The organism is Embleya sp. NPDC059213 (genome assembly GCF_042754445.1).
Lineage (GTDB): Bacteria > Actinomycetota > Actinomycetes > Streptomycetales > Streptomycetaceae > Embleya.
The window spans coordinates 25382-50080 of sequence record NZ_JBHZAV010000069.1 but is presented as its reverse complement, the minus strand read 5'-3'; the positions used below and the strand labels follow the sequence as shown (position 1 = coordinate 50080).

The 24699-nt window shown below is 72.6% G+C and carries 22 protein-coding genes; 4 read left to right on the top strand and 18 right to left on the bottom strand.

The features are described from left to right. A partial coding sequence (locus ACFXMF_RS24820) for a helix-turn-helix domain-containing protein (protein WP_380020780.1) occupies positions 1-336 on the bottom strand: 336 nt, incomplete at its 3' end. Positions 337-784: 448 nt separating this feature from the next. Here ACFXMF_RS24820 and ACFXMF_RS24815 point away from each other — a divergent pair. Both ACFXMF_RS24815 and ACFXMF_RS24810 read left to right on the top strand, forming a co-directional pair. Further along, entirely contained in the window at positions 785-1690 is a 906-nt protein-coding gene (locus tag ACFXMF_RS24815) for an ABC transporter ATP-binding protein (RefSeq protein WP_379989644.1), read from the top strand. Continuing rightward, complete coding sequence (locus ACFXMF_RS24810) at positions 1680-2453, top strand: ABC transporter permease (RefSeq protein WP_360313759.1); 774 nt, start codon at positions 1680-1682, stop codon at positions 2451-2453. Before ACFXMF_RS24815 ends, ACFXMF_RS24810 begins: the two co-directional genes overlap by 11 nt. A 487-nt stretch (positions 2454-2940) precedes the next feature. Here ACFXMF_RS24810 and ACFXMF_RS24805 read toward each other — a convergent pair whose 3' ends face one another. The 14 genes from ACFXMF_RS24805 to ACFXMF_RS24740 form a co-directional block, all read right to left on the bottom strand. Next, positions 2941-5337, bottom strand: coding sequence for a beta-ketoacyl synthase N-terminal-like domain-containing protein (locus ACFXMF_RS24805; protein ID WP_379989645.1), 2397 nt, complete (start codon positions 5335-5337; stop codon positions 2941-2943). Between the two features lie 11 nt (positions 5338-5348). Then, positions 5349-6386, bottom strand: a complete 1038-nt coding sequence (locus tag ACFXMF_RS24800; protein ID WP_379989646.1) for a glycine cleavage T C-terminal barrel domain-containing protein — start codon at positions 6384-6386, stop codon at positions 5349-5351. Positions 6387-6500: 114 nt separating this feature from the next. Further along, the gene (locus ACFXMF_RS24795; RefSeq protein ID WP_379989647.1) at positions 6501-9674 is read right to left on the bottom strand and encodes a hypothetical protein; all 3174 of its coding nucleotides are present in this window, start codon (positions 9672-9674) and stop codon (positions 6501-6503) included. Then, entirely contained in the window at positions 9674-9970 is a 297-nt protein-coding gene (locus tag ACFXMF_RS24790; protein ID WP_360313751.1) for an acyl carrier protein, read from the bottom strand. The genes ACFXMF_RS24795 and ACFXMF_RS24790 overlap by 1 nt, the downstream gene beginning before the upstream one ends. Next, entirely contained in the window at positions 9964-10449 is a 486-nt protein-coding gene (locus ACFXMF_RS24785) for a 4'-phosphopantetheinyl transferase superfamily protein (RefSeq protein ID WP_379989648.1), read from the bottom strand. The genes ACFXMF_RS24790 and ACFXMF_RS24785 overlap by 7 nt, the downstream gene beginning before the upstream one ends. Next, positions 10449-11273, bottom strand: a complete 825-nt coding sequence (locus ACFXMF_RS24780; protein WP_379989649.1) for an SDR family NAD(P)-dependent oxidoreductase — start codon at positions 11271-11273, stop codon at positions 10449-10451. The genes ACFXMF_RS24785 and ACFXMF_RS24780 overlap by 1 nt, the downstream gene beginning before the upstream one ends. Beyond that, on the bottom strand, positions 11270-12529 hold the full coding sequence (locus ACFXMF_RS24775) for a hypothetical protein (RefSeq protein WP_360313745.1): 1260 nt from the start codon (positions 12527-12529) through the stop codon (positions 11270-11272). The genes ACFXMF_RS24780 and ACFXMF_RS24775 overlap by 4 nt, the downstream gene beginning before the upstream one ends. A gap of 11 nt (positions 12530-12540) precedes the next feature. Next, positions 12541-13542: a transketolase C-terminal domain-containing protein gene (locus tag ACFXMF_RS24770; protein ID WP_360313743.1), complete on the bottom strand. Its 1002-nt coding sequence runs from the start codon at positions 13540-13542 to the stop codon at positions 12541-12543. Beyond that, positions 13535-14347 (bottom strand): transketolase, encoded by an 813-nt coding sequence (locus ACFXMF_RS24765; RefSeq protein WP_360313741.1) that lies wholly within the window; start codon positions 14345-14347, stop codon positions 13535-13537. The genes ACFXMF_RS24770 and ACFXMF_RS24765 overlap by 8 nt, the downstream gene beginning before the upstream one ends. Next, positions 14344-15255, bottom strand: coding sequence for an aminotransferase class IV (locus ACFXMF_RS24760; RefSeq protein ID WP_379989650.1), 912 nt, complete (start codon positions 15253-15255; stop codon positions 14344-14346). The genes ACFXMF_RS24765 and ACFXMF_RS24760 overlap by 4 nt, the downstream gene beginning before the upstream one ends. A 265-nt stretch (positions 15256-15520) precedes the next feature. Next, positions 15521-16102, bottom strand: coding sequence for a TetR/AcrR family transcriptional regulator (locus ACFXMF_RS24755; protein WP_379989651.1), 582 nt, complete (start codon positions 16100-16102; stop codon positions 15521-15523). A gap of 13 nt (positions 16103-16115) precedes the next feature. After that, positions 16116-17276 carry a phosphonopyruvate decarboxylase gene (gene aepY / locus ACFXMF_RS24750; RefSeq protein WP_379989652.1) on the bottom strand — a complete coding sequence of 387 codons (1161 nt, stop codon included), beginning with the start codon at positions 17274-17276 and terminating at the stop codon, positions 16116-16118. After that, a complete protein-coding gene (locus ACFXMF_RS24745; protein WP_379989653.1) occupies positions 17255-18118 on the bottom strand; it encodes an isocitrate lyase/phosphoenolpyruvate mutase family protein in 864 nt (287 codons plus the stop codon). Before ACFXMF_RS24745 ends, aepY begins: the two co-directional genes overlap by 22 nt. 48 nt (positions 18119-18166) lie before the next feature. Beyond that, positions 18167-19000 carry a phytanoyl-CoA dioxygenase family protein gene (locus tag ACFXMF_RS24740; protein ID WP_360313731.1) on the bottom strand — a complete coding sequence of 278 codons (834 nt, stop codon included), beginning with the start codon at positions 18998-19000 and terminating at the stop codon, positions 18167-18169. Between the two features lie 358 nt (positions 19001-19358). On the opposite strand from ACFXMF_RS24740, the gene ACFXMF_RS24735 reads away from it, so the two are divergent. After that, entirely contained in the window at positions 19359-20618 is a 1260-nt protein-coding gene (locus ACFXMF_RS24735; RefSeq protein WP_380017829.1) for a sensor histidine kinase, read from the top strand. Positions 20619-20663: 45 nt separating this feature from the next. Here ACFXMF_RS24735 and ACFXMF_RS24730 read toward each other — a convergent pair whose 3' ends face one another. The 3 genes from ACFXMF_RS24730 to ACFXMF_RS24720 all read right to left on the bottom strand — a co-directional run bounded on the left by ACFXMF_RS24730 (position 20664) and on the right by ACFXMF_RS24720 (position 23699). Then, positions 20664-21269 carry a response regulator transcription factor gene (locus tag ACFXMF_RS24730; RefSeq protein ID WP_360313727.1) on the bottom strand — a complete coding sequence of 202 codons (606 nt, stop codon included), beginning with the start codon at positions 21267-21269 and terminating at the stop codon, positions 20664-20666. Between the two features lie 252 nt (positions 21270-21521). Beyond that, positions 21522-22751 carry a DUF349 domain-containing protein gene (locus ACFXMF_RS24725; protein WP_379990844.1) on the bottom strand — a complete coding sequence of 410 codons (1230 nt, stop codon included), beginning with the start codon at positions 22749-22751 and terminating at the stop codon, positions 21522-21524. Positions 22752-22856: 105 nt separating this feature from the next. Next, entirely contained in the window at positions 22857-23699 is an 843-nt protein-coding gene (locus ACFXMF_RS24720) for a peptidylprolyl isomerase (RefSeq protein ID WP_379990845.1), read from the bottom strand. A 302-nt stretch (positions 23700-24001) separates the two neighbouring features. Between ACFXMF_RS24720 and ACFXMF_RS24715 the strand changes: the two genes are divergently transcribed. Then, positions 24002-24697, top strand: coding sequence for an MBL fold metallo-hydrolase (locus tag ACFXMF_RS24715; protein WP_360313723.1), 696 nt, complete (start codon positions 24002-24004; stop codon positions 24695-24697). Positions 24698-24699 lie beyond the last annotated feature (2 nt).

The following is a 24699-nucleotide window of genomic DNA, read 5'->3' as shown; positions in this document are numbered from 1 at the left end:
GCCGATCGACGGGGCGGCGCTCGGCCGAGGCGGCGGCGGGGGAGTGGCGGGCGCGGCGGGGGCGACGGGGGCGGGCTCGGGAGCCGGGCCGGCCAGGTGGGCGGCGGCCACCTCGCGCCACTTGGCCTCCCAGCCGGCGGGGGTCGCGCCACAGGCCGCGACGATCGCCATGGTGACGCCGAGCGAGGGCAACATCGCCCCGGACAACGCCGCCGTCAGGACCGTCTCGTCGACGCCCGCGCGCCGGGCCAGTTCGGCCGCCGGCACCTCACCCGCCGTGTCCCGGATCGCTCTCAGTGCGGTGGCGAATTCGATCAGCGGATCTGGCTGAGACATGGGTGCTCCCCCGTACCTGTTTCCTGAACCCGTGGTGATTGCGGGTCACATGATGATGGATCACCTGGCTCGAAAGCACCTCGGCGACAAAACCGGAAGCAACCCGTAGCCATCGCCGGCCGGCCCCGACTGCCGGGGCACCGAACCCGGTTCGGCACCCGAGCAGGCTCGCGAACACCGACGCCGAAACCACGCCGCCCGGCGTCCGCCTCGGCGCCTCGGGCCGACACGTGCCGGAACTGTACGCCCCGGCGGGCTCGTTCCGAATGCCGACGAACCGGGAGCCCGCCGGCCGGGGCGGTGCAGCGACCCACGACGCCGGGCGGCCACACCGGTGCCTCCGTCTGCGTCGCCCGTCGGGCCGGCATCACAATCCGGCCCACCGGCACCCGCTCCCCGGCGAGCCGGAGTCGTTGACCGTAGTTTCCTTACGTCATATAGTTACTGCATGTTGAGTGTCGTGGGACTGCGCAAGCGATACGGCGAGGTCGTCGCGTTGGACGGGTTCGAACTCGACGTGGGAGTGGGCGAGATCGTCGGGCTGGTGGGGCACAACGGGGCCGGGAAGACGACGTTCGCGCGCGCCGTGGCGGCGCTTTTCCGGCCGGATGCGGGGGAGATCCGCATCGACGGTCGGCAGGTCACCCATCGACGGCGTCTGCCACACGAACTCGGTCTCGCCCCACAGGAGTTGGCGCTGTTCCCGACCACCGCGCGGGAGAATCTGCGCTATGCGGGCCGGCTGTACGGCCTCGGCCGGCGGCTGCTCGCCGAGCGGATCGAGGAGGTCGCCGAGGCGCTCGGGCTGACCGAGCTGCTGCCCCGGCCGGTCGAGGAACTCTCCGGCGGTCAGCAGCGGCGACTGCACGCCGCCGCCGCGATGTTGCACCGGCCCCGGGTGTTGCTCCTGGACGAACCGACCGTGGGTGCCGATCCGGTCACCCGCGAACTGCTCCTGCGCGCCGTGCGGGTGATGGCCGAACAGGGCACCGCGGTCGTCTACACCACCCACTACCTGCCCGAACTCGACGTTCTCGACGCGACGTTGGCGGTCGCCGACCACGGTCGGGTGATCGCCCGGGGTGCGCGGGCCGAGTTGCTGGCCGCGCTGCCCGGCCGGGTCACCCTGACCTTTGCCGACGGTGCCGGGCTGCGCTTCCCGGGCGACCTGCGCGAGCAGGACACCAGGGCCGACGGCGACGACGTGGTGATCACCGCGATCGACCCGGCCGCCGCCGCCGCGCGGCTGCTCGCGGCCAATCCGGAGCACGCGGCGCGGTTGCGCTCGATCGCGCTGGACGCGCCGTCCCTCGACGACCTCTATCGGGAGTTGTTGACCCGCAATGGCGCTTGAACTCGCCGGTGTCCGCCGGTTCGCGGCGGTCGCCCGCCACCAGTGCGTCCTGATGGCCGGCGACCCCGGCCCGCTGATCGCGTTCACCGTCATCCCGATGGTCCTGGTCAGCGTGATCCGGCCGATGATGGTTCTGCTGGCCGCGGTGCGGCCCGACGACGGGACCGACGGCACCGCCCAGGCCACCGCCGGGATGGCGGTGATGTTCTCGCTGTTCGTGCTCAAGTTGGTCGGCGCCGGCTTGCTCGACGAACGCACCACGTGGCACACCTGGGACCGGGTCCGGGCCAGTCCGGCCCGGCTGGGCGAGATCCTGCTCGGCAAGGCCGCACCGATGTTCGCCTTCCTGCTGGTCCAGCAACTGCTCCTGTTCGGCTTCTCGGCCGGCGTATTCGGGCTGCGCCCGGCCCGGGGGTGGTGGCCGGTCCTGTTGGTGAGCGTGGCGTGGCCGCTGTGTGTGCTGGCGCTGGGGACCGGCGCGTCCACCCTGGTCCGTACCTCCGCCCAGTTGAGCGCCGTCGGGGACATCTCCGCCGTGGTCACCACCATCATGGCCGGCGCGCTGGTGCCGTCGGCGATGTTGCCCGGGTGGATGCGGCACCTGGGTCCGTGCACCCCCGGCTACTGGGCGATGAGCGCCTATCGTTCGGCGCTCACCGGGCGGGCCCCGCACGGTCTCGTCGTCTCGCTCGCGGTGCTGGCCGGGTTCGCCCTGGCCGGACTGGCGGCCGGGGCCTGGGCCGGTCGGCGGGCGTCGCGCTGATCCCACACCACAAGCGCCGCGGCGGCGATGTCCTCGTGCGTGATGGTCACCGCGATCGCCGCCCCCTCGTCCCCGCCGGCCGCCGCCCGCGCCGCGCCGCCCAGCAGCACGGTGGGCCGATGTCGGCGCCGACACACCCCTTCCGGCGCGGGACAACCGGCCTCGTCCGGCAGGATCTCCACCTGCGACCACACCGGCTCGCGCACCCCCAGCACCGCGAACACCGCGAGCTTCGCGGCGTACTTCCCGGCCCAGGACAAACTCGCCGACCCCCGCGCCAGGTCCAAGCGCTCGCGGGCGGAGAAGACCTGCTCGGGGGCGGCCGGCAGCACGTCGTCCGGACACCGGCTCGGCAGCGGCAGCACCACCAGCACGGCGCTGCCCCGGTGGTCGCGAAAACGCGAGACGGCGAGCCCGGGGGGATACCCCGGACCCGCCGTCCGCGCCGCCGGGGGGTCCGCCTCGACCGCCCGCCCGTCGGCATCGCTCATCGGGGCACGACCCCCGCACCGCCGTCCGGCGCACCCAGCACGGTCGCGATCACCGCACCGCAACCGACCGTGCCGATCAGTACCCGGCCCACCGGCGTCGAGCCGACCCCCGCCGAGAAGCGGGCGCCGTCCGCGGGCAGCCGCAGGTCGCCGCGCATCGCCGCGATCGCGGCGACCGCGTCCACCAGGCCGCCCGCGGCCATCGTCTCGCCGACCCGCCGCCGGGTGTGCCCGATCGGCGTCGAGTCCGGCAACAGCCCGGCCAGCGCGTGCAGTTCGGCCTGTGCCTCGGCCCGATCCCGGTCCGCCCCGGCGGCCAGCACCCAGTCGATCTCGCGCGGACCGCGACCGGCGGCGGCCAGTGCCCGAGTCGCCGCCGCCGTGAACGCCGCCGGATCCGCGACCCGCCCGGCCCGAAAGTCCGCGCCGCCCGCCTGCCCGGTGCCCTCGACCACGGCCAGCGCCCGCCGGCCGCGGGCCCGGGCTCGCGCGGCGGACTCCACCACGACCGCGACCGCGCCGTCGGCCCACCGGCCGGAACCCCACCACCGGGTCTGGGCGTCCAGGACCGCGTCGGTGATCTCGTCGCAAGCCACCACCACCGCGTATGGCACGTCGCCGCGCGAGACCAGCGCGCACGCGTGGTCCAGCGCCTGGAGACCGGCCGTGCCGCCGGAGAGAAACGTGATGGTCGGCCCGCGCAGACCCAGGCAGATGCCCAACGTCCCGGGTGCGGAGGTCATCGTGGTGCGGGCAAACGACGATCGTCGTTCCGGTACCAGCAGTTCGGACAACGAGCGGCCGAACTCCTCGACGCTGCGCATCGGTCCGCCCGCCGTGGCGAACATCAGCGCCGCCTCCTCGGCCGGTCCGTCGTCGGTACGCGGATCGATGCCCGCCTCGCGCAACGCCTCCCACGCGGCCAACGCCGCACGGCGGGTGTAGTCGTCCATCCGGCGCCACAGCGCGGGCAACACCTGTTCCGGCCGGACCGGTTCCGGGTTCGCCGCCTCGGCCGCCTCGGCCGACGCAGTCGAGCGTCCCGGCGCCGGTGCGCCGCCGGCCAGCGCGGCCAGCAGCGCGGCGTGTCCGGTGCCGGTCGGGCCGACCGCCCCCACGCCGGTGAGCACCGCCCGCTCGCGGGCCGCCCGGAGCCGGGGTCGGGTACGCACCCCGGTGGGCGAGGCGAGCAGGATCGAGGCGTTGTTGCCGCCGAACGCGTAGCTGTTGGACAACACCACCTCCACCCGGGCCGACCGGGCCAGGTCGGGGACGATGTCGATGCGGTCGTCGAGCGCGCCGCCCGCGCCCGCCGTCGGCGGCAGCACCCCGTCGCGCAGCGCGAGCACCGACGCGACCGCCTCGATCGCCCCGGCGGCGCCGAGCGTGTGGCCCACCGCGGACTTGACGCTGCTGATCGGGACCGAGCCCACCCGGTCGCCGAACAGCAGGATCATCGCCTCCTTCTCCATCGCGTCGTTGTTGGCCGTACCCGTGCCGTGCCCGCTGACGTAGTCGACCCGCTCCGGGCCCAGACCGCCGGCCGCCAACGCGCGTCGTGCGGCGGCCAGGGCACCTCGCGCGGTGGGGTCCGGCGCGACCGGATGGTAGGCGTCCGCGGACATCCCGCTGCCCAGGAACTCCGCCAGGATCGTGGCGCCGCGCCGGACCGCGTGCTCCCACTCCTCCAGGATCAGCACCGCCGCGCCCTCGCCGATGCTCATCCCGTCCGAAACCGTGTACGGGGCACAGCGGTTGGGGCTGGTGGCGCGCAGGCCGTGGAAGCCGGCGAGGGCGAACAGGCACAGGGATTCCGCGCCGCCGGAGACCATCACCTCGGCCCGGCCGTCCCGGATCTGCGCGGCCGACCAGGCCAGCGCGGTGGTACTCGACGCGCATGCCGTCGAGATCACCGCCTGCGGCCCGCGCAGCCCGAAGCGGCGGGCCACCTCGTCGGCCGGCCGGGTGTACATGTCCACCACGTGCCGGTCCGCGCGCAGCGGCAACTCGGCGCCGTCGGCGTGGAACATGCCCTGGCAGGTACCGATCCCCAACCCGTGCCGGGCGCCGTCCGCGATCGGCGTGGCCAACCCGCTGTCGGCCAGCGCCTCGGCGACCGCCACACCGAGCATCGCCGTGGTGCGCTCGACCGGTTCGCCGGCGGTCGCGGCGGCGAGCGCGTCGTCGTCCACGCGCGTGACGAACAACTCGCCGACCGAACCGGGCACCGTGCCCAGCGGACGCAGCGCGCTGCGACCGGCCGACAACGATTCCCAGAACGGCTTGACCCCGATGCCGAATCCGGACACCAGACCCAGTCCGGTGACGGCCACCCTGCGGTCACCGCCGACCCCGTACGGGAGTTCGGCGGCCGATTGCGGGTCCGTGTCCATCGGGCCGCCCCTCACGCGATCGAGGTGGACCAGCTCAGCGGGACCAGGTACGGCGACGACACCGAGCGCGCCGGGATCGGGCCGTTCGCCCCCGCCACCTCCCAGTCGAAGCCGGAGGCCGCCCACTCGGGCGCGATCCGGGCCAGCGCCAGGGTGCACGCCAGGCCGGGGCTGTCCGCGTGGTGGATCAGCCGCCCGATGGTCAGGCCCGCGACGGACACCTCGGCATGCTCCGGCAGTTCGACCCCACGCGGCATGGTCAGGCCGACGGTGCGTACGGCGGGCCCGGTCTTGAACTCCGCCAACACCGCGTCACGGCCGATGAAATCGGGCTGGTCCAGGTCGACCAGCCAGTTGTAGCCGCAGCCCAGGACCGTGTCGCCGGGCCCGACCTCACGATGCGGCAGCGGCTGGCGCACCTCCAGCATGGCGGCCTCCAGGGTGCGATACCCGGCCGGCACCGCGGACTTCGCCACCGCCGCGTCGAACAGGTCGTCGGCCAGAGCCGGGGGCACGAACACCTTGTAGCCGTATTCGCCGGTGTAACCGCTGCGCGCGACCAGCACCGGAGCATCCCGCCAGGTGCGATGCACGATGCCGCCCAACGGCACCGAGGTCACCCCGTCGCCCAGCAACTCCCGCAACACCCGCCAGGCGAAGGGCCCTTCCAGGCCCAGGGTGCTGAACTCGGTTCGCACGTCCACCGGTTCGACTGCACCACCACCCCCGCCGTCGAGCGCGGCGCCGGCCGAGATCAGGTGGGCGAGGGTGTCCGGGCCGCGACCGAAGGCGGTCTCGATCAGCCAGCGGTCGCGCAGTCGGTACACCGTGACCGTGTCGAGCGGATGCCCCTCGGGATCCAGCAGCAACGACGTCGCCGACTGGCCGGGGAACACCGAGCCCAGGTCGCCGGGCACCACGGCGCGCAACAACGCCTGCGCGCCCGCGGTCGGCAGCGCGATCAGTCCGGTGGAGTTCAGGTCGAACAGCGCGGCCTCGTGCCGGAGCGCGTGGTACTCGCGTTCGTCGTCGGTGTAGGTCCAGGGCACTACCGCGTGCCCGATCGTGACGGTCCGAATCGGTGTAGCCGGCACAGTGATATCCCTTCGTCTCATGGGAGTTCGGCGCAGGACCCGCCGGGGCGCGGTACGCGTGCGGCGGGCTCACCCGGCCTTGGCGGCGGCGGCCCGGACCGCCTCGGCGAGCCGACCGAGCACGCCGGCGTCGATCGGGTGCGGCCCGTCGAGCACGGCGAGGCAGGTCGCGGTGACCGCGTCGCCCGCCGCCGGCGCGCCGGGCCGGGACAGCGCCCGGATCGACCAGTCGTCGCCGTCCCGGAAGCCGAGCACCTCGGCACCCGGCGGGGCGGCGAGGAGCAGGCCGGGCCCGGCCGGATCGGCGGGCTCGGCGGCGACCAGCGCGCCGATGCCGGGGGATCCGGCGATCGGCCGGTTGGAGCCGTGCGGTGCGGGGTGATACTCGAATTCCATGCCCTCGCGCAGGCCGCGGAAGGACCACGGCTCGCGCTGCGCGGCGTGCACCGCGACACACACGTCCGGCGGGTGGCCGAGCACGCCCGCGTCGTCGTGCAGATGGGTGAGCACCATCAGCAGCGGCGTGCCCGCCGCCATCAGGTAGTCGACGTCCAGGCCGACGGTCGACCCGGCCAGGTCGAGCTCACCGGTGAGCCGGACGCCGGACCAGTCCAGGCCCGCCGCGCTCAGGCCGGTCGGCGCGGTGCGCACCGGCGTCCAGGCGAACTCCTCGCGCGCGACGCTGATGCCGGGGTCGGCGCGATGGGCGACGGTGGACACGTTGATCCCGCCCCGGGCGCCGGGCACGATGCCCATCGGCCGGGTGCGCGGGTAGGTGGAGCGCAACAGTTCGCTGCCGCCGCGCCGGCGCAGGCCGACCACGCCGGCGCCGAAGTCGGGGGCGATCCGGGCGGTCAACTCGCCGTTGTCCAGGACCCACACGTCGCCCGCGTCCGCCGCCGACACCGGCCCGGCCGCGGCCGGCACCGGCAGCACGTCGCACGTCGCGCCCTGCCGGGCGAGCTCCTCGGTCCAGGCCATGTGCACGCGGACCGGCCCTTGTACGCCGGCCGGCACCTCGACCCGCCCGGCGAAGGAGTGGTCGGCCGCGCCGGCCGCGGTGCCCTCGAACAGGGTGTGCACCGGTCCGTCGCCGACCGCCGCGGTCAGTCGGCCGTGTCGGGGCCGGACGGACAACACGGTGAGCCGACCGCGCACCTGCACGGCACCCGGCTCGTGACCGACCGCCGCGTCGGTCGAGGCCGGCCCGGACGGCTCGGCAGGCTCGGCCCGCGCCGTCGGATCCAGCGCGATCCGTACCGGCACGGGCGCCGAGAGCGGCGGCCGAGCGATCACCGGCGCGGCCGTCCCGGGCTCGCTCACCGCCGACCACGCCGCACGCACCGTGCGTTCGTCGCCCGGACCGCAGAAGAAGGCGTAGCCGGGGAAGGCGAGCACGCCGTCCTCGCCCGCGTGCCCCGGCTCGGCGGCGAGCAACAGCGAGGGCATCCACTGCAACCCGAACCGCAGTTGCGCGGCCCGATCCCAGAGCAGCCCCACGCTGTGCCCGCCGTCGTCGGTGAACGCGGTCCAGCGCTCCGCCAAGCGTTGCGGGTCGCGCGGCAGGTCGGCCGAGCCTGCCATCTCCAACGAGTGCATGCCGAAGGGGAATCGTTCGTACACCAGCGGCGCGCGCAACAACCCCTCGGTCAGCGGGACGCTCATCGTCAACGCCCGACCGCGCGCCCACGGATGGATCCGCAGCAGCGCCTCGCCGGCCGCGACGGCCCGGGACAATTCGGGTTCGGCGCCGACGAGTTCGGTGCGTACTTCGAGCACCTGGTCACCGCCCAGCAACAGCGTTCGGCGCACCCGCGCACGGGCCAGCCCCAGGTCGGGACGGCCGGCGCCGTAGGCCGCGCCGTGGCGCTGCCACCAGACGTTCGCCGGTGCCTCCAGGGTGAGTTCGGCGCGGCCCTCGTGCACGGTCGCCCGTACGCAACGCAGGTCGCGGCGTGGCGGGGTCTTGAGCGCGGGCGGAAAGGGCGGGCCCAGGTCCGGCCACAGTTCGCGAATCGCGGGCCCGGGTCCGCACGCCGGTTCGATCTCGCAGGTCCCGGTGGCCCGATCGACGGCGAGCCGCAGCCAGCGGTTGCTCAACGACCAGTGCCCGTCCCGCTCGTGCAGTTGCGGCAGGTTCCGGCGCGACGGTCGGGGAACATCGGTCGGGGCGGGTCGTGCGGCGACCGCGTGCAGCCAACTGTGCAGGGTCAGTCGAGCCGGCCGCCGGCCGCCGGCGTGCGAGACGTCGGTCACGACGGTGAGTTCGGCCTCGTGCTCGCCGGCCCGCCGGGGGGTGAACGCGGCCACGCCCTCGATGGTCTCGCCGGGGATCAGGGTGAACTCGCGGACCCGCACCGGTTCGCCGGCACCGCCGTGGCGCACCTCCAGGGTGCCGGCGATCACCCGGGTGCCGAGGTTGGCGACCCGGTATCCGAACTCGGCGGGGGCGTCGACCGGGACCCGGCGTGCGGGGGACGTCGGGTGGAAGTCGAGGTGCAGGCCGTCCCAGTCGAGTGCGCAGACGCGGTCGTGCGCCAGGTCGACGACGAAGGCGCTCTCCGCGCCCGAACCGATCATCGAGTATCGGAAGGTGGGCGCGCCGTGGTAGTCGCCGACGTCGTTCGCCGCGTTCCGCGGGGCCCGGCCCGGCACCCACGGGCTGGAGCCGAAGTCGGTCCAGGCGCGCGCGAGTTCCGCCTGGCGCTCGCCCAGGCCCAGGGCCTCGATGATGAAGCGGTAGAGGTACGGCAGATGCGAACGGAATTCCAGCCGGTCGTCGCCGCACGGGTCGGTCGAGGCCTGCCGGAAGCCGCCCGGCCGCACGATCGCGACCATCGACGGGTTCGCCGGCGAGGCGTTGCAGTCGACCCGGTCGTAGCCGTGCGCCACGCAGTAGGCGAACGCCTCGACGAACAGCCGGATGGGCACCGCGCCGAGGCGGAACTTCGGGTCGATCGCGAAGGTGTCCATCCACACCACCGCCCCCTGGCCGGCCTTGAGCGCGGAGACCGGATACAGCGCCAGGGAGCCCACCACGCGGTCCTCGGCCAGCGCCACGAAGGTTTCCACGGCGCCGCGTTCGGCGGCGAAGCCGGTGTAGTCGTCGGCCGACAGCGGCGCGCCGCCCAGCGGCCCGGGGTTCCAGTGGAAGGCGTTGATCCAGGCGGCCATGGCCGCCGCGTCCACCGAGGCGACGGGGGCGACCACGACCTCGGCGACACGTTCGCCGGGGCCGGGCATCAGGCGTCCTCGCGCCGGGACTCGATGAAGTCGGCCAGCATGTTCACCGAGCCGAACCGGTCGAGCTCGTCGTCGGTGATGTTCACCTTGAACTGCCACTCGATGCCGACCACGACCTCGATCACGTGGATGCTGTCGAGTTCCAGGCCGCGGCCCAGAATCGCCTGGTCGTCGGTGAGCCAGTCCGGGTCGAGGTCGAGGTCGAGTCGTTCGACGATCACCTCCTTGATCTCGTGGCACCGGAGTTGCCGCTCCCGTACCCGCTCCAGGATCCGTGCCTGCGCCGCTGTCAACACGCCGCGCTCCCTTCGATGTCGATGTCCTCCGGTCGTGCCGGATCACGGCCGATCACCACCGCGACCACGAGTCCGTCGCCGCAGCCCCACGCCGCGGCCGCGCCGCGCCCGGCCGGGCAACACGCGGACACGCCCGGCGCGCGTACCGACGCGGGGCGGGCGCGGTCGACGTACAGGCCCCGGATCAGCGCCTCGGCCCGCTCGCCGCAGGGGCAACGGCCGGGCCGGACCGGGTCGATCCGGATGTCGTGCCAGGCGAAGCCGGGACGGCGTCCGCCCGCGCACTTGATCGCCGCCTCCTTGAGGGCGATGCCCGCCGCGAGCCGTACCGGCGAGGTCGGTCGGGCCAGTGCCCAGCGCAGTTCGCCCGGGCCCAGCACGGCCCGCGCCACCCGTTCGTCCGCGCGGCCGGTCCGGGCCAGGCGGGCCACCCGGACCGCGTCGATGCCGATCCGGGTGGCGGTGCGGGCGCCGGACATCAGCGCGCCCCGGCGAACAGCCGGGAGCCGAAGCGGGCCAGTGGGCGCGGGGCGATGGTGGACAGCGCCGCGAGCACCCGGTAGGGGGCGCCGGGCACGCACACCGGTCGACCGCGCCGGACCGCCCGCAGCCCGGCCTGTGCCACCCGCTCGGCGGGCAGCCAGGCACGCGGGGGCACCCGGCTGACGTCGATGCCCGCCCGCCGGTGGAACTCGGTCGCGGTGAAACTGGGGCACAGCGCGCTCACCCGCACGCCGGAGCCGCGTACCTCGTCGTACAGCGCCTCGCTCAGACTCAGGCTGAACGCCTTCGCCGCGCCGTAGGTCGCGGTCAGCGGATCGGGCTGGAATCCGGCCAGCGAGGAGACGTTGACGATCCAGCCCGAGCCGCGCTCGACCATCGGCGCCAGCGCCGCGCGGCACAGCCGCAGCACCGCGACCGCGCTGAGCGCGACCACGTCCAACTCGGCCTGCACCGGCAGCGTGTGGAAGGCGCCCCTGGTGCCCGTCCCGGCGTTGTTCACCAGCAGGTCGATCGGGGTGTCGGCGGCCCGCAGGCGGGCCTCGACCAGGGTCAGGCCGGCGTCGGTGCGCAGGTCCGCGGCGATCGTGTCGACCGCCACGGCGTGCTCCGCGCACAGCCGCTCGGCGACCTCGGCCAGCCGGTCGCCGTCGCGGGCGACCAGCACCAGGCGCACCCCGTCCCGGGCGAGCAGGTCGGCGAAGGCGAGACCGATGCCGGCGGTGGCGCCGGTGATCAGGGCGGTTCGCCACGGTGCGTGCGGCGGCCGGGTGGTGGCCGGCGCGGGGGCCGGGGCGTTCACCCGTGCGACCCGTCGGCGGGAGTGAACTCCTCGGCGATGCGCATCAGTTCGTTGAACTTGGCGATCCGGTCCATCCGCGCCGGGCCACCCGCCTTGAGCCAGGTCGCCCCGCCGGCGACCGCGAGGTGGGTGATGAACGCGCTCGCGGTCTCGCCGCTGCGCTGGGAGACGACGGTGGTGATGCCGTGCCGGGCCCCGGCGTCCAGTGCGTCCAGGGCCTGGGTGACGGTGCCGACCTGATTGGGCTTGATCAGCGCGCCGTCGGCGAGGCCGGCCCGCACACCGCGATCGATGCGCTCGGCGTCGGAGGCGAACAGGTCGTCGCCGACCACCGCGGCGCGACCGACCAGGCGGGCGCGCAGTGCGTGCCAGGCGGCCTCGTCGGCCGGTTCGAAGGCGTCCTCCAGGAAGGTCAACGGGTAGCGGTCCACCCAGTCGAGGTAGCGCCGGGTCAAGTCCGCCGCGGACAACGGCTCTTCCAGCCACGGGAAGGCGTAGCCCGCCGGAGTGGCGAACTCCGCGCCGGACAGGTCCAGGCCCAGGTGGAAGTCCTGCCCGCCGACCAGACCGCAGTCCTCCGCGGCGGCGACGATCAGCTCCATGGTCGCCTCGCAGCCGCCCAGGTCCACCGACCAGCCGCCCTGGGTGCTGTCCGAGCAGCGATGGCCCTTGCCGGTCAGCCGGGCGGCCAGGGCCGCGCGGACCCGCACGCCCTGGTCGAGCGCGACCGCGGGCTCGGCGGCGGTGGGCAGCAGCAGGAATTCGGTGTAGACCGTGTTCGAGCCGACCGCGCCGTCCGCGATGTTGAACATCGGCACCGGAAGTCGAACCGGCCCCGGCCCCGATCCCGACTCGGCGAGGTGCCGGTACAGCGCCTGTCCGGAGGCCAGCGCACCCGCCTGCGCTACCGCCATCGAGGTGGCCACCGCGACGTTGCCGCCGATCCGACGGAAGTACGCGCCGCCGTCCACCTCGCGCAGCGCGGTGTCCACCGCCCGCTGGTCGCACACGTCGCGGCCGATCAGCGCGGGCCGTACCAGGTCCAGGACCGAGGTCAGTGCCGGGGCCACCGCCGCGAGCGTGGGCAGCGCCGTCGCGTCCTCCAGGACGTACGCCTCGAACTCGCCGGTGGTCGAACCGCGGGGAGCCGACTCGGCGACCCGGATGCCGCCGTCGGCGACGATCTCCACCTCGATCGCGGGAATGCCGTTGGAGTCGAAGACCGCTCGGGCCCCGACCTCGCGTATCAGCCGCACAGTGCGCTCCTTCACCATGTGTTGGTCACCGTCAGCAGTTCGGTGTGCCCGCTCGGCGCCCCGCCCGCGTCCGGGTCGAGCCGGGCGGCCCGGGTCGCCGCGGCGATCGCCTCGGCCTCGATCCCGTATCTGTCCAGCAGTTGCCGATAGGGCCCGGTCTCGGTGAACGTGTCCGCGATGCCCAGGCGCAGCACCCGGGGGCCGCCGCGCGCCGCGATCAGTTCGGCCACCGCGCCGCCCAGGCCGCCGATCGTGGTGTGCTCCTCGACGGTCACCACGAGCGAGCACGAGCGGACCAGGTCGTAGACCTCGGCGTCGGGGAACGGCTTGATCCGCAACGCCCCGAGCACACGTGCGGAAACCCCGTGCCGGCCCAGCAGCTCGGCGGCGGCCACACATTCGGGTACGGCGACCCCGCAGGCCACGAACGCCACCTCGGGCGCCGGGCGATCCCATACCCGAAGGTCGCCCGGTCCGCGTGGGCCACCGGCCACCGGCGGCACCGGATTGCGGCACAGCCGGAGATAGTTCGGGCCGGGCAGCGGCGGCGCGCCGGACACGCCGGTGCCGGCCAACACCTCGCCGCCCAGCCGCTCGGCGTCCGCGTCGTCGGCGGGCACCCAGACGTTCATCCCGGGCACCGAGCGCATGAAGGCCAGGTCGGTGATCGCGTGGTGCGGGGCGCCCTCCAGCGAGCCGGACATGCCCGCGTAGTGGCCGGCGATGGTCACCGGCAGTCCCGGCCAGCCGATCGAGAGCAGGATCTGTTCGGCCGCGCGCCCGACCAGGATCGAGGCGAACCCGGAGACCACCGGGCGTAAACCGGCGAGGGCGAGGCCCGCGGCCATGCCCATCATGTTCTGCTCGGCGATGCCGGTGTTCAGGAACGAACCGGGCAGTCGGTCGGCGACCCGGCCACTGCGGGTCGAATGGGAGCAGTCCCCGTCCAGGACGAACAGCCGCTCGTCGGCTTCGCAGGCCCGCAACAGGGCGGCGCCGAACGCGTCACGCATGGCTCAGTTCCTCCACTGCCTCTGCCAATCGGCCCGGGTCGGCGACCGAGTGCCAGTTCGGGTCGTCCTCCATGAACGAGACCCCGCGTCCCTTGACGGTGTGCGCGATCACCGCGCGGGGGCGCGGGTGGGGGCCGGCGCTCGGGGCGAGTGCGGCGATCAGCTCGGCGCAGTCGTGGCCGTCCGCCTCGACCACCTCCCAGCCGAACGCGCGCCACTTGGCGGCGAGGGGGGCGGCGCCCATGATGTCCGCGGTGCGGCCGTCGTGTTGGATGCCGTTGGCGTCCACGATCACGGTCAGGTCGGCCAGACCCAGTTGGGCCGCGCACATCGCCGCCTCCCACACCTGGCCCTCCTGGCACTCGCCGTCGCCGAGCAGCGCGAACACCCGGGCGCCGAGCCCGCGTCGGCCCAGCCCCAGGGCCATGCCCACGGCGACCGAGAACGCCTGGCCCAGCGAGCCGGAGCCGACCTCGATGCCGCGGGTGCGCGGGTCGGGGTGGCCCTGGAGCGGCGAGCCGAGCGCGCGCAGCGAGCCGGCCAGCTCGCGGGGGAGTACGCCCAGGTCGATCAGCACCGCGTAGAGCGCGGGCGCCGCGTGTCCCTTGGAGAGCACGAACCGGTCCCGCTCGGCCCAGGTGGGATCGGCCGGACGGTGGCGCATGGTGTGGTAGTGGAGCACGGTCAGGATCTCGATCGCGGACAGCGAACTGCCGGGGTGACCGGCACCCGCCGCCGCGATCATCCGCATCGTGTCCAGGCGCAACCGGGCCGCCGTGGCGTCCAGTTCGGGGTGGCCGCTCATCGTGGTGCCGGATTCGTCAGGCGTACCGCGGTGACCACGTCGTCCAGGTGCGGGCTCTGTCCTCGGGCGGCCCGGTCGAAGGCGGTGACCAGTGCGGTCGCCGCCTCGTGTGGCAGCAGGTGCTCGTCGATCGCGCCGACCACGGCGGCGCCCAGCGAGGAACTGCACAACACCACGCCGTCCGCGCCGGTCACTTCGGCCGGCTCCAGCGGGCGGTGCTCGGGGGTCAGGCCCAGCGCGCCCTTGGCCACGATGCCGAGCAACTCCCGTGTGATGCCCGGGAGTACGCCCTCCTCGACGGGCGGCGAGATCAGCCGGTCGCCGGCCAGGACGAGCAGGCTGGCCCGCGAGGTCTCGGTGATCCGGCCCGCCTCGTTGCGAAAGAGCACGTCGTCCCGGCCGTCCCGGCGGGCCCGCAGCAGCCCGCGCCGGGCGCCGGCGTAGTGCGCCGTGGCCTTGACCCAGCGCGGCAGATCGGTGTGCGCCGGTCGGGGTTCGTCCACGGTGGCCAGGGTGAGCGGCCGGTCCGGCGCGTAGCCGTCGAGGGGGCGCAGGAAGACGCAGACCCCGGGCGGTCGTTCGTCGAGGAAGCCTTCCCCCTCGGCATAGGCGAACAGCCGGATGCCCACCGCGCCGCGCCCGGAGTGTCGGCGGGTCACCTCGACCACCGCGTCGGCCAATTCGTCCGCCGACCAGGACAGCGCGAATCCCAGACCCTCGCAGGAACGGCGAAAACGGGAGAGATGTGCGCCCAGATCGAGAATGCGCAATCGGGTTCCGGTGGCATCGGCCACCGCGGCGCATCCGTCGAATACCACCTGGGCATAACGCATGGCGGCGGAGTCGATCGACAACCGCACCTCGTCGAGTGCGGTCAGGCGGCCGTCGCGCCAACATTCCTGATGCACAATCCAGCACCCCCAATATCCTTATGCAAAGGATAGCTATATGACGTATAGAATAGCTGTGTGCATAGGTGTGTCAACGCTGTGTCCGCGCCGGTCGGAATATCCGTCAGATATCCGGTCGATATTCGAGCCGCGCGGAAATCTGCATGCGAGCAGGCGGAACGAGCGGAACGAGCGGAACAGGCGGAACGGGCCGAGCAAGCGGAACGGGCCGAACAGGCGCCGTGCAGAAAACGAAAGCTCGTCCGGTCCGGCCGGCTCGAAATCAGCCGGCGGTGTCCCCGGCCTCGGGTACCACGCCGGGCGCGGAGGTCGAGGTGATCAGCTTGCGGAGGGTCTCCTCCAGGTAGGCGTAGTCCGCCTCGATGTCCGCCGCCGACTGGCCGAACCGACCGCTGACCTCACTCGTGGCGAACCCGACCACCATCGTGCTGAGCAGCCGCTCGGCCCGATTGACCTCGGTGATCGACAGGCCGGCATCCAACAACGCGGCGAACACCGCCTGCCGGACCCGATGCGCGCCCGGGGTCGCCGCCGACCGGGTCAGCAGCAGCGGGAACACGTCGGGGTGGCGCCGAGCCGAATCCCGAGCCGCCCGCCCGATCCGGGCCAGCCGCTCGTCCCACGGCAACTCCGCGTCCGGCAGCGGAAACTCGGAGAGCAACTCCTCGACGATGCCGTCGAGCAGGGCCGCCTTGTTCGCGATGTGCCCGTAGAGCGACATCGCCGTCACGCCGAGCCGACGGGCCACCGCCTGAAGGGTCACGGCCTGCAGCCCCTGCTCGTCGGCCAGTTCGAGACTCACCCGAAGAATGGCGGAGCGGTCGATGATGCGCGGGCGACCCATGGGCCTCAAGGTATCACCGCCGATCGGCGTGATCCGCCCACGGCGGCCCGGCGCCCAACGCGGTGGTGAGCCGGTGGTGGATGTCCCGCGCGCCGATCGACGCGGTCGCCCGGCGGGGTGCCGGCCCCGTCATCGAAGCGATCGGCACCACCAGCAGATGTGGCCCCGGAGCGGCCCGCGCCGCGCCCATCGCGGCGTCGAGCCGGACCGCGTCGGAGCACACCACCGCCGACGCGTAGCCGGTCGCGCGCGCGATCGCCGCGAAGTCGGTGCTGCCCGACGTGGTGGCCTGGGCGCCCGTCGATTCGTACGCGCCGTTGTCGAGCACCACGTGGATCAACCCCGGCGGGGCGGTCGCGCCGATCGTGGACATCGTGCCCAGGTGCATCAGCGCCGCGCCGTCGCCGTCCAGGAGCACCACTTCGGTGCCCGGCGGACGCAGCGCCAGACCCAGTGCGAACGCCGACGCGTGACCCATCGAGCCCTGCATGTAGAAGTTGGTCGGCGCGTCGCCGCCGGCGAACAACTCGCGCGAGGTGTACCCGGTGGTGGCGACCACCGCGATCCCTTCGGCCCGCGCGGTGATCGTGCGCAGCGCCTCGGCCCGGGTGAGCGTCCCCCGACCGGCGGTGGGGTCGGCGGCCGGACCCTCGGGGACCTCCACCGCACCCTTCTCGACCAGGACGAACACACAGTGTCCGGCCGCCAGTTCCTTGCCGGTCTCGGCCAACAGGGCGCGCAGGCCCGCCGCGTCGGTGCCGCGTCGCAGGGTCCAGTGCGCGACCCCGATCGCGTCCAGCAGCTCGTGCGTGGCGGCACCCATTACCGCGTGTTGCGGTTCGTCGCCGCCCGGATCGGGCCAGCCGCGCAGGCTGGTGAACACCAGGGCCGGGACGTCATAGGTCATCAGCAGCGAGGTCAGCGGATTGATCAGGTTGCCCAGACCGGAGTTCTGCGCGACCACCGCGACCCGGGTGCCGGCCACCGCGGCTCCGGCGGCGATGGCCAGCGCCGCGCCCTCGTTGGCGGCCGGCACGTACCGGCCCTCGCGGGTGAACCGGGCGATCGGCGCGGAGAAGTACGAGCACGGCACGCCCGTGACCAGCTCCACCCCGAAGTCGGCCAGTGCGGCGCAGAAGTCGTCCGAGCCGATCACCAGTCCAACGCCTTCCACGCGTCCAGCCGTTGCAGCCGGAACACCTCCTGCACGCTCGCGATCCGGTCCTCGACCTCGACCGAACTGCCCTCGCGGAAGATCGCCCCGTAGGTGTCGCGCAGTGAGCTGACCGTGGCCCGCAGGCCCTGATTGGCGTAGATGACCACCGAGACGCCGGCCGCGGCTGCGGCCCGCGCGTCCCAGTCGGGGTAGGTGGTGGGCACCACCACGACCGGCACCGCACCGTCCCAGCCGTCCAGGAACCGGGTGATCTGCTCGCTGGTGCGGATCTTGGAGTGCACGAGCACCGCGTCCGCGCCCGCGTCGGCATAGGCCGAACAGCGCTTCAGCGCCTCGTCGACGCCCAGTCCGCTGATCAGCGCCTCGGTCCGGGCGATGAGGAAGAAGTCCGGGGTCTGCTGGGCGCTTTTGGCCACCTCGATCTTGCGGGCGAAGGTGTTGATGTCGAGCAGCGTGTGGTCCACGGCGGCGAAGCTGTTGATCTTCGGGAACAGCTTGTCCTCGATGCACACCGCGGTGATGCCGGCGGCCTCGTACTCGTGCACCATGTGCGCGGCGTTCAGGTTGTTGCCGTAGCCGGTGTCGCAATCGGCGATCACCGGGATGGACAGCGCCTTTTGCATGTTGGCGGCGGCTTCCAGGTATTCGCTCATGCCGAGCAGGCTCGCGTCGGGCAGGCATCGGGCCGCCGACACCTCCAGGCTCGACGACCACACGGCCTGGAAGCCGGCCTCCTGGGCCAACACCGCACCCAGGGCGTCGTGCGCGCCGGCGACGCGCACCAGGTCGTGTTCGGCGAGAACCGCCCGGAACGGCGCTGCGAGAGCAGTCCTGAGCACTGACGATCTCCTATCGGTTCCGGAGGATGGGCGGGAAGGGAGCACGGCTCATCGCATGACGAGTTTGTAGAAGTCGGTGGGGTGCGCCTCGTCGCCGAGTTCGCCGAACATCAGCCGCTGGCGCTCGCTCATCGCGGCCACCACGTCGGCGGGCATGCGGTGGAAGTCGAGCGGCCGGCACCACAGGTGCCCGTACCGGATGATCACCGAACGGCGGGTCAGCCCCCGGGTGTTCGGGGCCACCGCGTGCCACAGGTTGTACGGGAAGACCACCGCGTCGCCGGGCTCGGCCAGGATCTGCACCGCGTTCGGCGGCATCTCGCCGCGCCGCCAGTAGCTGTTCGGCTCGGGCAGATGACAGTCGTCGTCCAGCCGTTCGGGGCGCAGCCGGTGACTGCCGGGAATGACGGTGAAGTTGCCCGAGTCGGGGCGGCCGACGTCGGTGAGGAAGTACTGCACCTTCAGTTGCAGCGCCCGGCTCGCCGGATCCAGCACGATGCCCATCAGGGACGCGCCGCCGTCGGTGTGCCACTCCTCCAGGGGCGCCGCGCCGCCCTCGCGGACGAACGCCTCGCTGCCCAGCACGTGCAGGTCCGGGCCGAGCAGATCGACCAGGGTCGGCAGCACGCCCGGATGGTCGACCAGATCCAACAGCGCCGGGCTCGCCGCGGCGGCGTTGCGCACCCGGACCGAATGATCCTGGTCGTTGCGGTAGCTGATGTGCGCCGTGCGCACCAGCTCCTGTTGGCGGACCGCGAAGTCCACGCCCGCCAGGGCGCGTTCGACGTCGGCGGCGGAAAGCGCCTTTCTGATGTGAATGTAGCCGTTTTGATTCCACTGCTCGCGCCGACTCCCGAGTATTTGCTCGGGTGATTCCCCCACCGGTGGACCTCCGTTCGGTCGTGTTCGCGCTTTGGCCTCAGCTTCACAGCCGTTTAGGACCGCGGCCAGTGTCGGTCCACCACGGCGGGGGTGTGTTTCGGACGGCGGATCCATGCGAAACACATGATCGGCATCCTCTTTCCGCATCTTTTTGTATCCCGCCGCATGGGGCCGCCGGCGGATTCCCGCGTTGTAGCATCGGCGGATGGGCCCGGAATCGGGTCCCGGAACTTCTTCCAGCAGTCGCCACCACCATGCAGCAGTCGCGATCGAAGAGGGCCGTCTCTTGCCTCACGCCGCTCAGGTTCCGGTGAACTCCGTGGACTCCCGGGCTCTTCGCATTCCCACCGTGATCACGGTGGTGGTTCTGCTGAGTTGTCTCGCGGCTTCGGTGCTGTCGGTGCTCACATTTCCGGTCGCCACGTGGCGCATGGCCCTGGCGCTGGCGGCGGTCACCGCGGTCGCGGTGATCCAGTGCGCCCATTCGTTGCCGGGCCGGCTGCGCCGGTTGCCCCGGCCCGGTACCCGACTCCTGTGTTGCCAGGCGGTGTTGGCGCTGATTCCCGCGTTCGTCTGCCCGGGGACCTGGACCGCCGCACCGGGATTCCTGGCGGGTTCCCTGCTGCTGTATCTGCCGCAGAAGCGGGCGTGGTGGGCGTTCGGCGTGCTGATGTTCGCGACCGGCGTGGTCACCTTCGTGCTGGCGGACGACTTCGACGACGTGCCGTACGCGCTGGTGGCGAGCACCTCGACCGGGCTCGTGCTCTACGCGCTGATGCGGATCACCGAACTGCTCGCCGAGATGCACCAGTCCCGACTGGAACTGGCCCGGCAGGCGATCGTGCGCGAGCAACACCGGTTCGCCCGGGACCTGCACGACCTGCTCGGCTACAGCCTCGCCACCATCGGGGTGAAAAGTTCGCTGGCCGCGCGGCTGTTGCCGGACGACGTCGAACAGGCGCGCACCGAACTGGCGGAGATCCTGATCATCACCCGGCAGGCCGCCACCGACATGCGCGAGGTGGTGCATCGATACCGGGGGATGTCCCTGGTCGCCGAGGTCGCGGCGGCCGAGTCGTTGCTTGCCTCGATCGGGGTGCGGGCCGATACCCGGATCGAGGTCGACGGGCTGGACGCGACCATCGAGACGGTGCTGGCCACGGTGTTGCGCGAGGGGCTGGCCAACATGATGCGACACAGCTCCGCGACCGAGTGCGTGATCACCGCGGAACGCGACGGCGACTACGTCCGGTTCGGGGTGTGCAACGACCGGGCCGGCGCCGCCGGATCGCGCGGGGCGGGTCCCGGTCGCCTGGGCGGTACCGGGCTGGCCAGTCTCGCGGTGCGCGTCGAGGGCATCGGCGGACGGCTACAGGTGGGCATCGACGGCGGCGGTTGGTTCCGCCTGATCGCGCTGGTCCCCGACCCCGCCGCGGTCTCCGACCCGGCCACGCGCCCCGACCCCGCAGCGGTCCGCGACGCCACGGCGGTCCCCGACCCGGTGGCGGTCCCCGACCCGACCACGCCCCCCGACCCGACCACGCCCCCCGAGCCCGCCGCGGCCCCCGACCCCACCGGGGAACCCTGCGACGCCGCCCGCGAGCCGGTCGCGGGCTGAGCTCCGACGCGTCACCCGCCCGAACGCGTCACCCGCCCGAACGGGTCACAACCAGCCCTCGTCCCGGGCGATCCGAATCGCATCCACCCGGTTGCGGGCATTGAGCTTGGCCACCACCGAGTTCAGGTGATTGCGCACGGTGCCCGCACACACCCACATCTGATCCGCGATGTCCGCGACCCGATGCCCGTCGGCCGCCGCGCGCAACACCTGGAGTTCGCGCACGGTCAGCCGCGACGGGCCGCCGTCGATCGCGGCCAGGGCGACCGATGCGTCGATCACCCGGCCACCGGCCGCGATTTCCCGGATCGCGCCGCTGAATCGGTCCGGGTCGGAATTCTTGAGCAGGAATCCGGACACCTTCGCCGCCGCCGCGCGGTGCAGATGACCCGGCGCGTTCATTCCGGTCAGGATCAGCGTTCGACATTCCGGGAGCGCGGCTCGCAGCGCCATGGCCGCCTCGATCCCGTCGATACCCGGCAGGCCGATGTCCAGCACCGCCACGTCCGGACGCACCGCCCGGGCCCGCGGCACCACGTCGATCCCCGAGTCGACCTCGGCGACCACGACGATGTCCGGTTCCAAACTCAACAATGACACCAGCGCCCTGCGCAGTAACTTCATGTCCTCGGCAATCAGGACCTTGATCAAGGACTCCCCCTCATCCCGAATCCGGCATCGATCCCCCCGATGCCGGGTTCGTCGGCGATCCCCCGTAACAAGATGCCGATTATGCAGGACGAGTTCGGCGGCTCAATAGAGCAAATAGCACGCGGATCGAACGAACGCGAAAGCACCCGGCCCGCGATGCGCACCAAAAAGGGCGGACCCGGGCCGGCATGTCGCCGATCCGGGTCCGCCCGTACCTCGTGTCCGCCGCCGCAGGGCGCGCGTATCTACCGCTCAGCCGGAGAACTCGGCCAGTGCCTTGTTCGCCTCGGCCAGCCACTCCGCGCGCGCCGCGATCGACTCCTCGGCCTCCCGCAGCTTGCGCTCGTTCCCGGCCGCCCGGGCCTTCTCCGCCTGCTGGGTCAGCTTGTCGATCGACGCCTGAATCTGATCCACCGCGGCCTGCGCCCGGGCCCGAGCCTCCGGGTTGGTGCGCTTCCACAGCTCTTCCTCGGCCTCACGGATCGCCCGCTCGACGCTCTGCAGGCGGGCCTCCATCTTCGGCCGGGCATCGCGCGGGACGTGGCCGATGGCCTCCCAGCGATCGTTGATCGAACGCAGCGCCGCCCGCGCCGCCTTGACGTCGGTCACCGGGACGATCGTCTCGGCCTCGACGAGCAGCAGCTCCTTCGCGGCCTGGTTCTCCCGCTGCTCGGAGTCGCGCTCGGCGAACACCTCGCTGCGTGCCGCGAAGAAGACGTCCTGGGCGGCCCGGAAGCGCTGCCACAGCTCTTCCTCGACGTCGCGCTGCGCCCGACCGGCGGCCTTCCAGTCGTTCATCAGGTCGCGGTAGCGCGCCGCGGTGTCGGTCCACTCGGTGGACGTCGACAACGCCTCGGCCGCCTCGACCAGCTTCTCCTTGACGCGCTTGGCACTGTCCCGCTGGCCGTCCAGCTCCGCGAAATGCGCCTTGCGGCGCTTGGCGAAGTTGGACCTGGCCTGCGAGAACCGGTGCCACAGCTCGTCGTCGGCCTTGCGGTCCAGCCGCGGTACGGCCTTCCACGCGTCCACCAGCGCACGCAGCCGCTCGCCGGCCGGGCGCCAGTCCGTGCTCTGGCCCAGTTGCTCGGCCTCGGCGACGATGCGCTCCTTGGCGCCCTGCGCCTCCTCCTGGGCCTTGGCACGGGTGGCCTTGCGCTCCTCGCGCTTGGAATCCACCACGGTCACCAGCGCGTCCAAACGCTTGACGAGCGAGTCGAGATCGCCGACCGCGTTCGCGTCGACGATGCTCGCGCGCAGGCGCTCGATCGCGTGATGGGCGTCCTTGGGAGCCAGGTCGGTGGTCCGTACCCGCCGCGCGAGCAACTCCACCTCGACGGCGAGCCCCTCGTACTTGCGCCGGAAGTAGGCCAGGGCCTCGTCCGGGGAACCCGCCTGCCACGAACCGACGGAGCGCTCACCGTCCGCCGTCTTGACAAAGACGTTTCCCTGCTCGTCCACGCGGCCCCACGGGTCGCTGCTCACAGCGGCCTCCTTCGATGCTGAATGCGGCGCACTTTACACAGGACCCCGGGGCACGGGCCGGGCCGTGCCCCGGGAGTCGCCGTGGAACATGCGTGCGGTCGGTTGCTACTTGGCCACGGTCACGCTGTCGAGGACCACGTTCTCGCGCGGCGCACCGTCGCTGCCACCGTCCGCGGTGCCCGCGGCGGCGATCTTCGTCAGCACGTCCATCCCGCCGGTGACCTTGCCGAACGGGGTGTAGTTCGGCGGCAGCTTGCTGTCCGCGGTCACCAGGAAGAACTGGCTTCCGTTGGTGCCCGGTCCCGAGTTCGCCATCGCGACGGTGCCGGCCGGGTAGGACGCCGAACCGTCCGCGCCCGCCGTACCCAGATTCTCGTCGACGAACTTGTAGCCGGGACCGCCGGTGCCCGTTCCGGTCGGGTCGCCGCACTGGAGCACGGCGAGACCGCCCGTGGTCAACCGGTGGCACTTGGTGTGGTCGAAGAACTTCTTGTCCGCCAGGAACGCGAACGAGTTCACCGTGTGCGGCGCCTTCGCCGCGTCCAGTGCCACCTTCACCTCGCCACACGTGGTCTTGAGGGTCATCGTGTACGCCGCCTTGGTGTCGATCGACATCGCGGGCTCGGCGCCGAACTGCTCCTTCGTCGGATCACCCGGAGCCGGCGCCGCACACGTCTTGGGCTTGGCGTCCGGGGCCGGCGACTGCGGCGCCGAGGGCGGCGCGGTCGGCTGCTGCGACGCGCCCGCGTTCGTCGTCTTCTTGTCGTCGTCGTCACTCGCGGCCACCGCGAGCCACGCACCGGCACCGGCCACCACGACCACCGCCGCCACCGCGGCGATGACCTGGTTGCGCCGGCGCCGACGTGCCTGCGCGGACCCGCGTCGCTCCTGCTGGCGCTCGAACTTCTCGCGCGCGAGCTGCCGCTGGCGCTGCTGTTTGGTGACCACCGCGTGCTCTCCTGGATTCGAACGGACTCGATGTGGATGGACTCGACCTGGACGCCCGACGGCCGGACGAGGGCCGGGGAGGGCTCCCGGTGCCGTGACGGGATCCGTGCACCGGTCCCGACCTGCGGTGATCCCACAGGCCCGGAACCGGCCGCAGCTCGCGCACAGTCTAGGCACGCACCCCCTGAACCGGTTCGCGATCCGCCCCCGCGCGCCGGTAGTCTCGTACCTGATTCCCACGTCCGCCGCATACTTCCGTGCTTGCCCCGCCGCCGGAAGACCCCGAGACCGAGAGGACGAACGTGATCGTCGCCGGGTTCCCCGCAGGGTCCTTCCAGACCAACTGTTATGTGGTCGCCCCTGCCGCCGGTGAGGAATGCGTCATCGTCGACCCCGGGCAGGACGCGTTCGACGGCGTACAGGACATCATCCGCGAACACCGGCTGCGCCCGGTGGCCGTCGTGCTGACCCACGGACACATCGACCACATGTTCTCCGTGGTGCCGGTCTGCGCCGAGCACAAGGTGCCCGCGTGGATCCACCCCGACGACCGCGACATGCTCTCCGACCCGGCCAAGGGCCTGTCGCTGGGCGTGGGGCAACAACTCTTCGGCGGGATGACCTTCACCGAACCCGAGGACGTGCGGCTGCTCACCGACGGCGCCGTGCTCGACCTCGCCGGCCTCGAACTGACGGTCCATCATGCGCCCGGCCATACACAGGGGTCGGTGGCCTTCGGCACCCAGGGAAGCGCGGACATCCCGCCCATCCTGTATTCGGGTGACCTGCTGTTCGCCGGCTCCATCGGACGCACCGACCTGCCCGGCGGCGATCACGCGCAGATGTTGCGCTCGTTGTCCCGGGTGTGTCTGCCCCTGCCGGACGAGACCGTCGTCCTGTCCGGCCACGGCCCCCAGACGACGATCGGCCGCGAGCGCGCGAGCAACCCTTATCTGCAAGAGCTGACGCCGCCCGCGGGACCGCACCGAGGAATGTGACG

What these genes read in the sequence shown, in the direction of transcription:
- ACFXMF_RS24815 (WP_379989644.1), top strand. Translation starts at nt 785, where the DNA reads ATGTTGAGTGTCGTGGGACTGCGCAAGCGATACGGCGAGGTCGTCGCG.
- ACFXMF_RS24810 (WP_360313759.1), top strand. Translation starts at nt 1,680, where the DNA reads ATGGCGCTTGAACTCGCCGGTGTCCGCCGGTTCGCGGCGGTCGCCCGC.
- ACFXMF_RS24805 (WP_379989645.1), bottom strand. Translation starts at nt 5,337, where the DNA reads ATGGACACGGACCCGCAATCGGCCGCCGAACTCCCGTACGGGGTCGGC.
- ACFXMF_RS24795 (WP_379989647.1), bottom strand. Translation starts at nt 9,674, where the DNA reads ATGCCCGGCCCCGGCGAACGTGTCGCCGAGGTCGTGGTCGCCCCCGTC.
- ACFXMF_RS24785 (WP_379989648.1), bottom strand. Translation starts at nt 10,449, where the DNA reads ATGTCCGGCGCCCGCACCGCCACCCGGATCGGCATCGACGCGGTCCGG.
- ACFXMF_RS24770 (WP_360313743.1), bottom strand. Translation starts at nt 13,542, where the DNA reads ATGCGTGACGCGTTCGGCGCCGCCCTGTTGCGGGCCTGCGAAGCCGAC.
- ACFXMF_RS24765 (WP_360313741.1), bottom strand. Translation starts at nt 14,347, where the DNA reads ATGAGCGGCCACCCCGAACTGGACGCCACGGCGGCCCGGTTGCGCCTG.
- ACFXMF_RS24755 (WP_379989651.1), bottom strand. Translation starts at nt 16,102, where the DNA reads ATGGGTCGCCCGCGCATCATCGACCGCTCCGCCATTCTTCGGGTGAGT.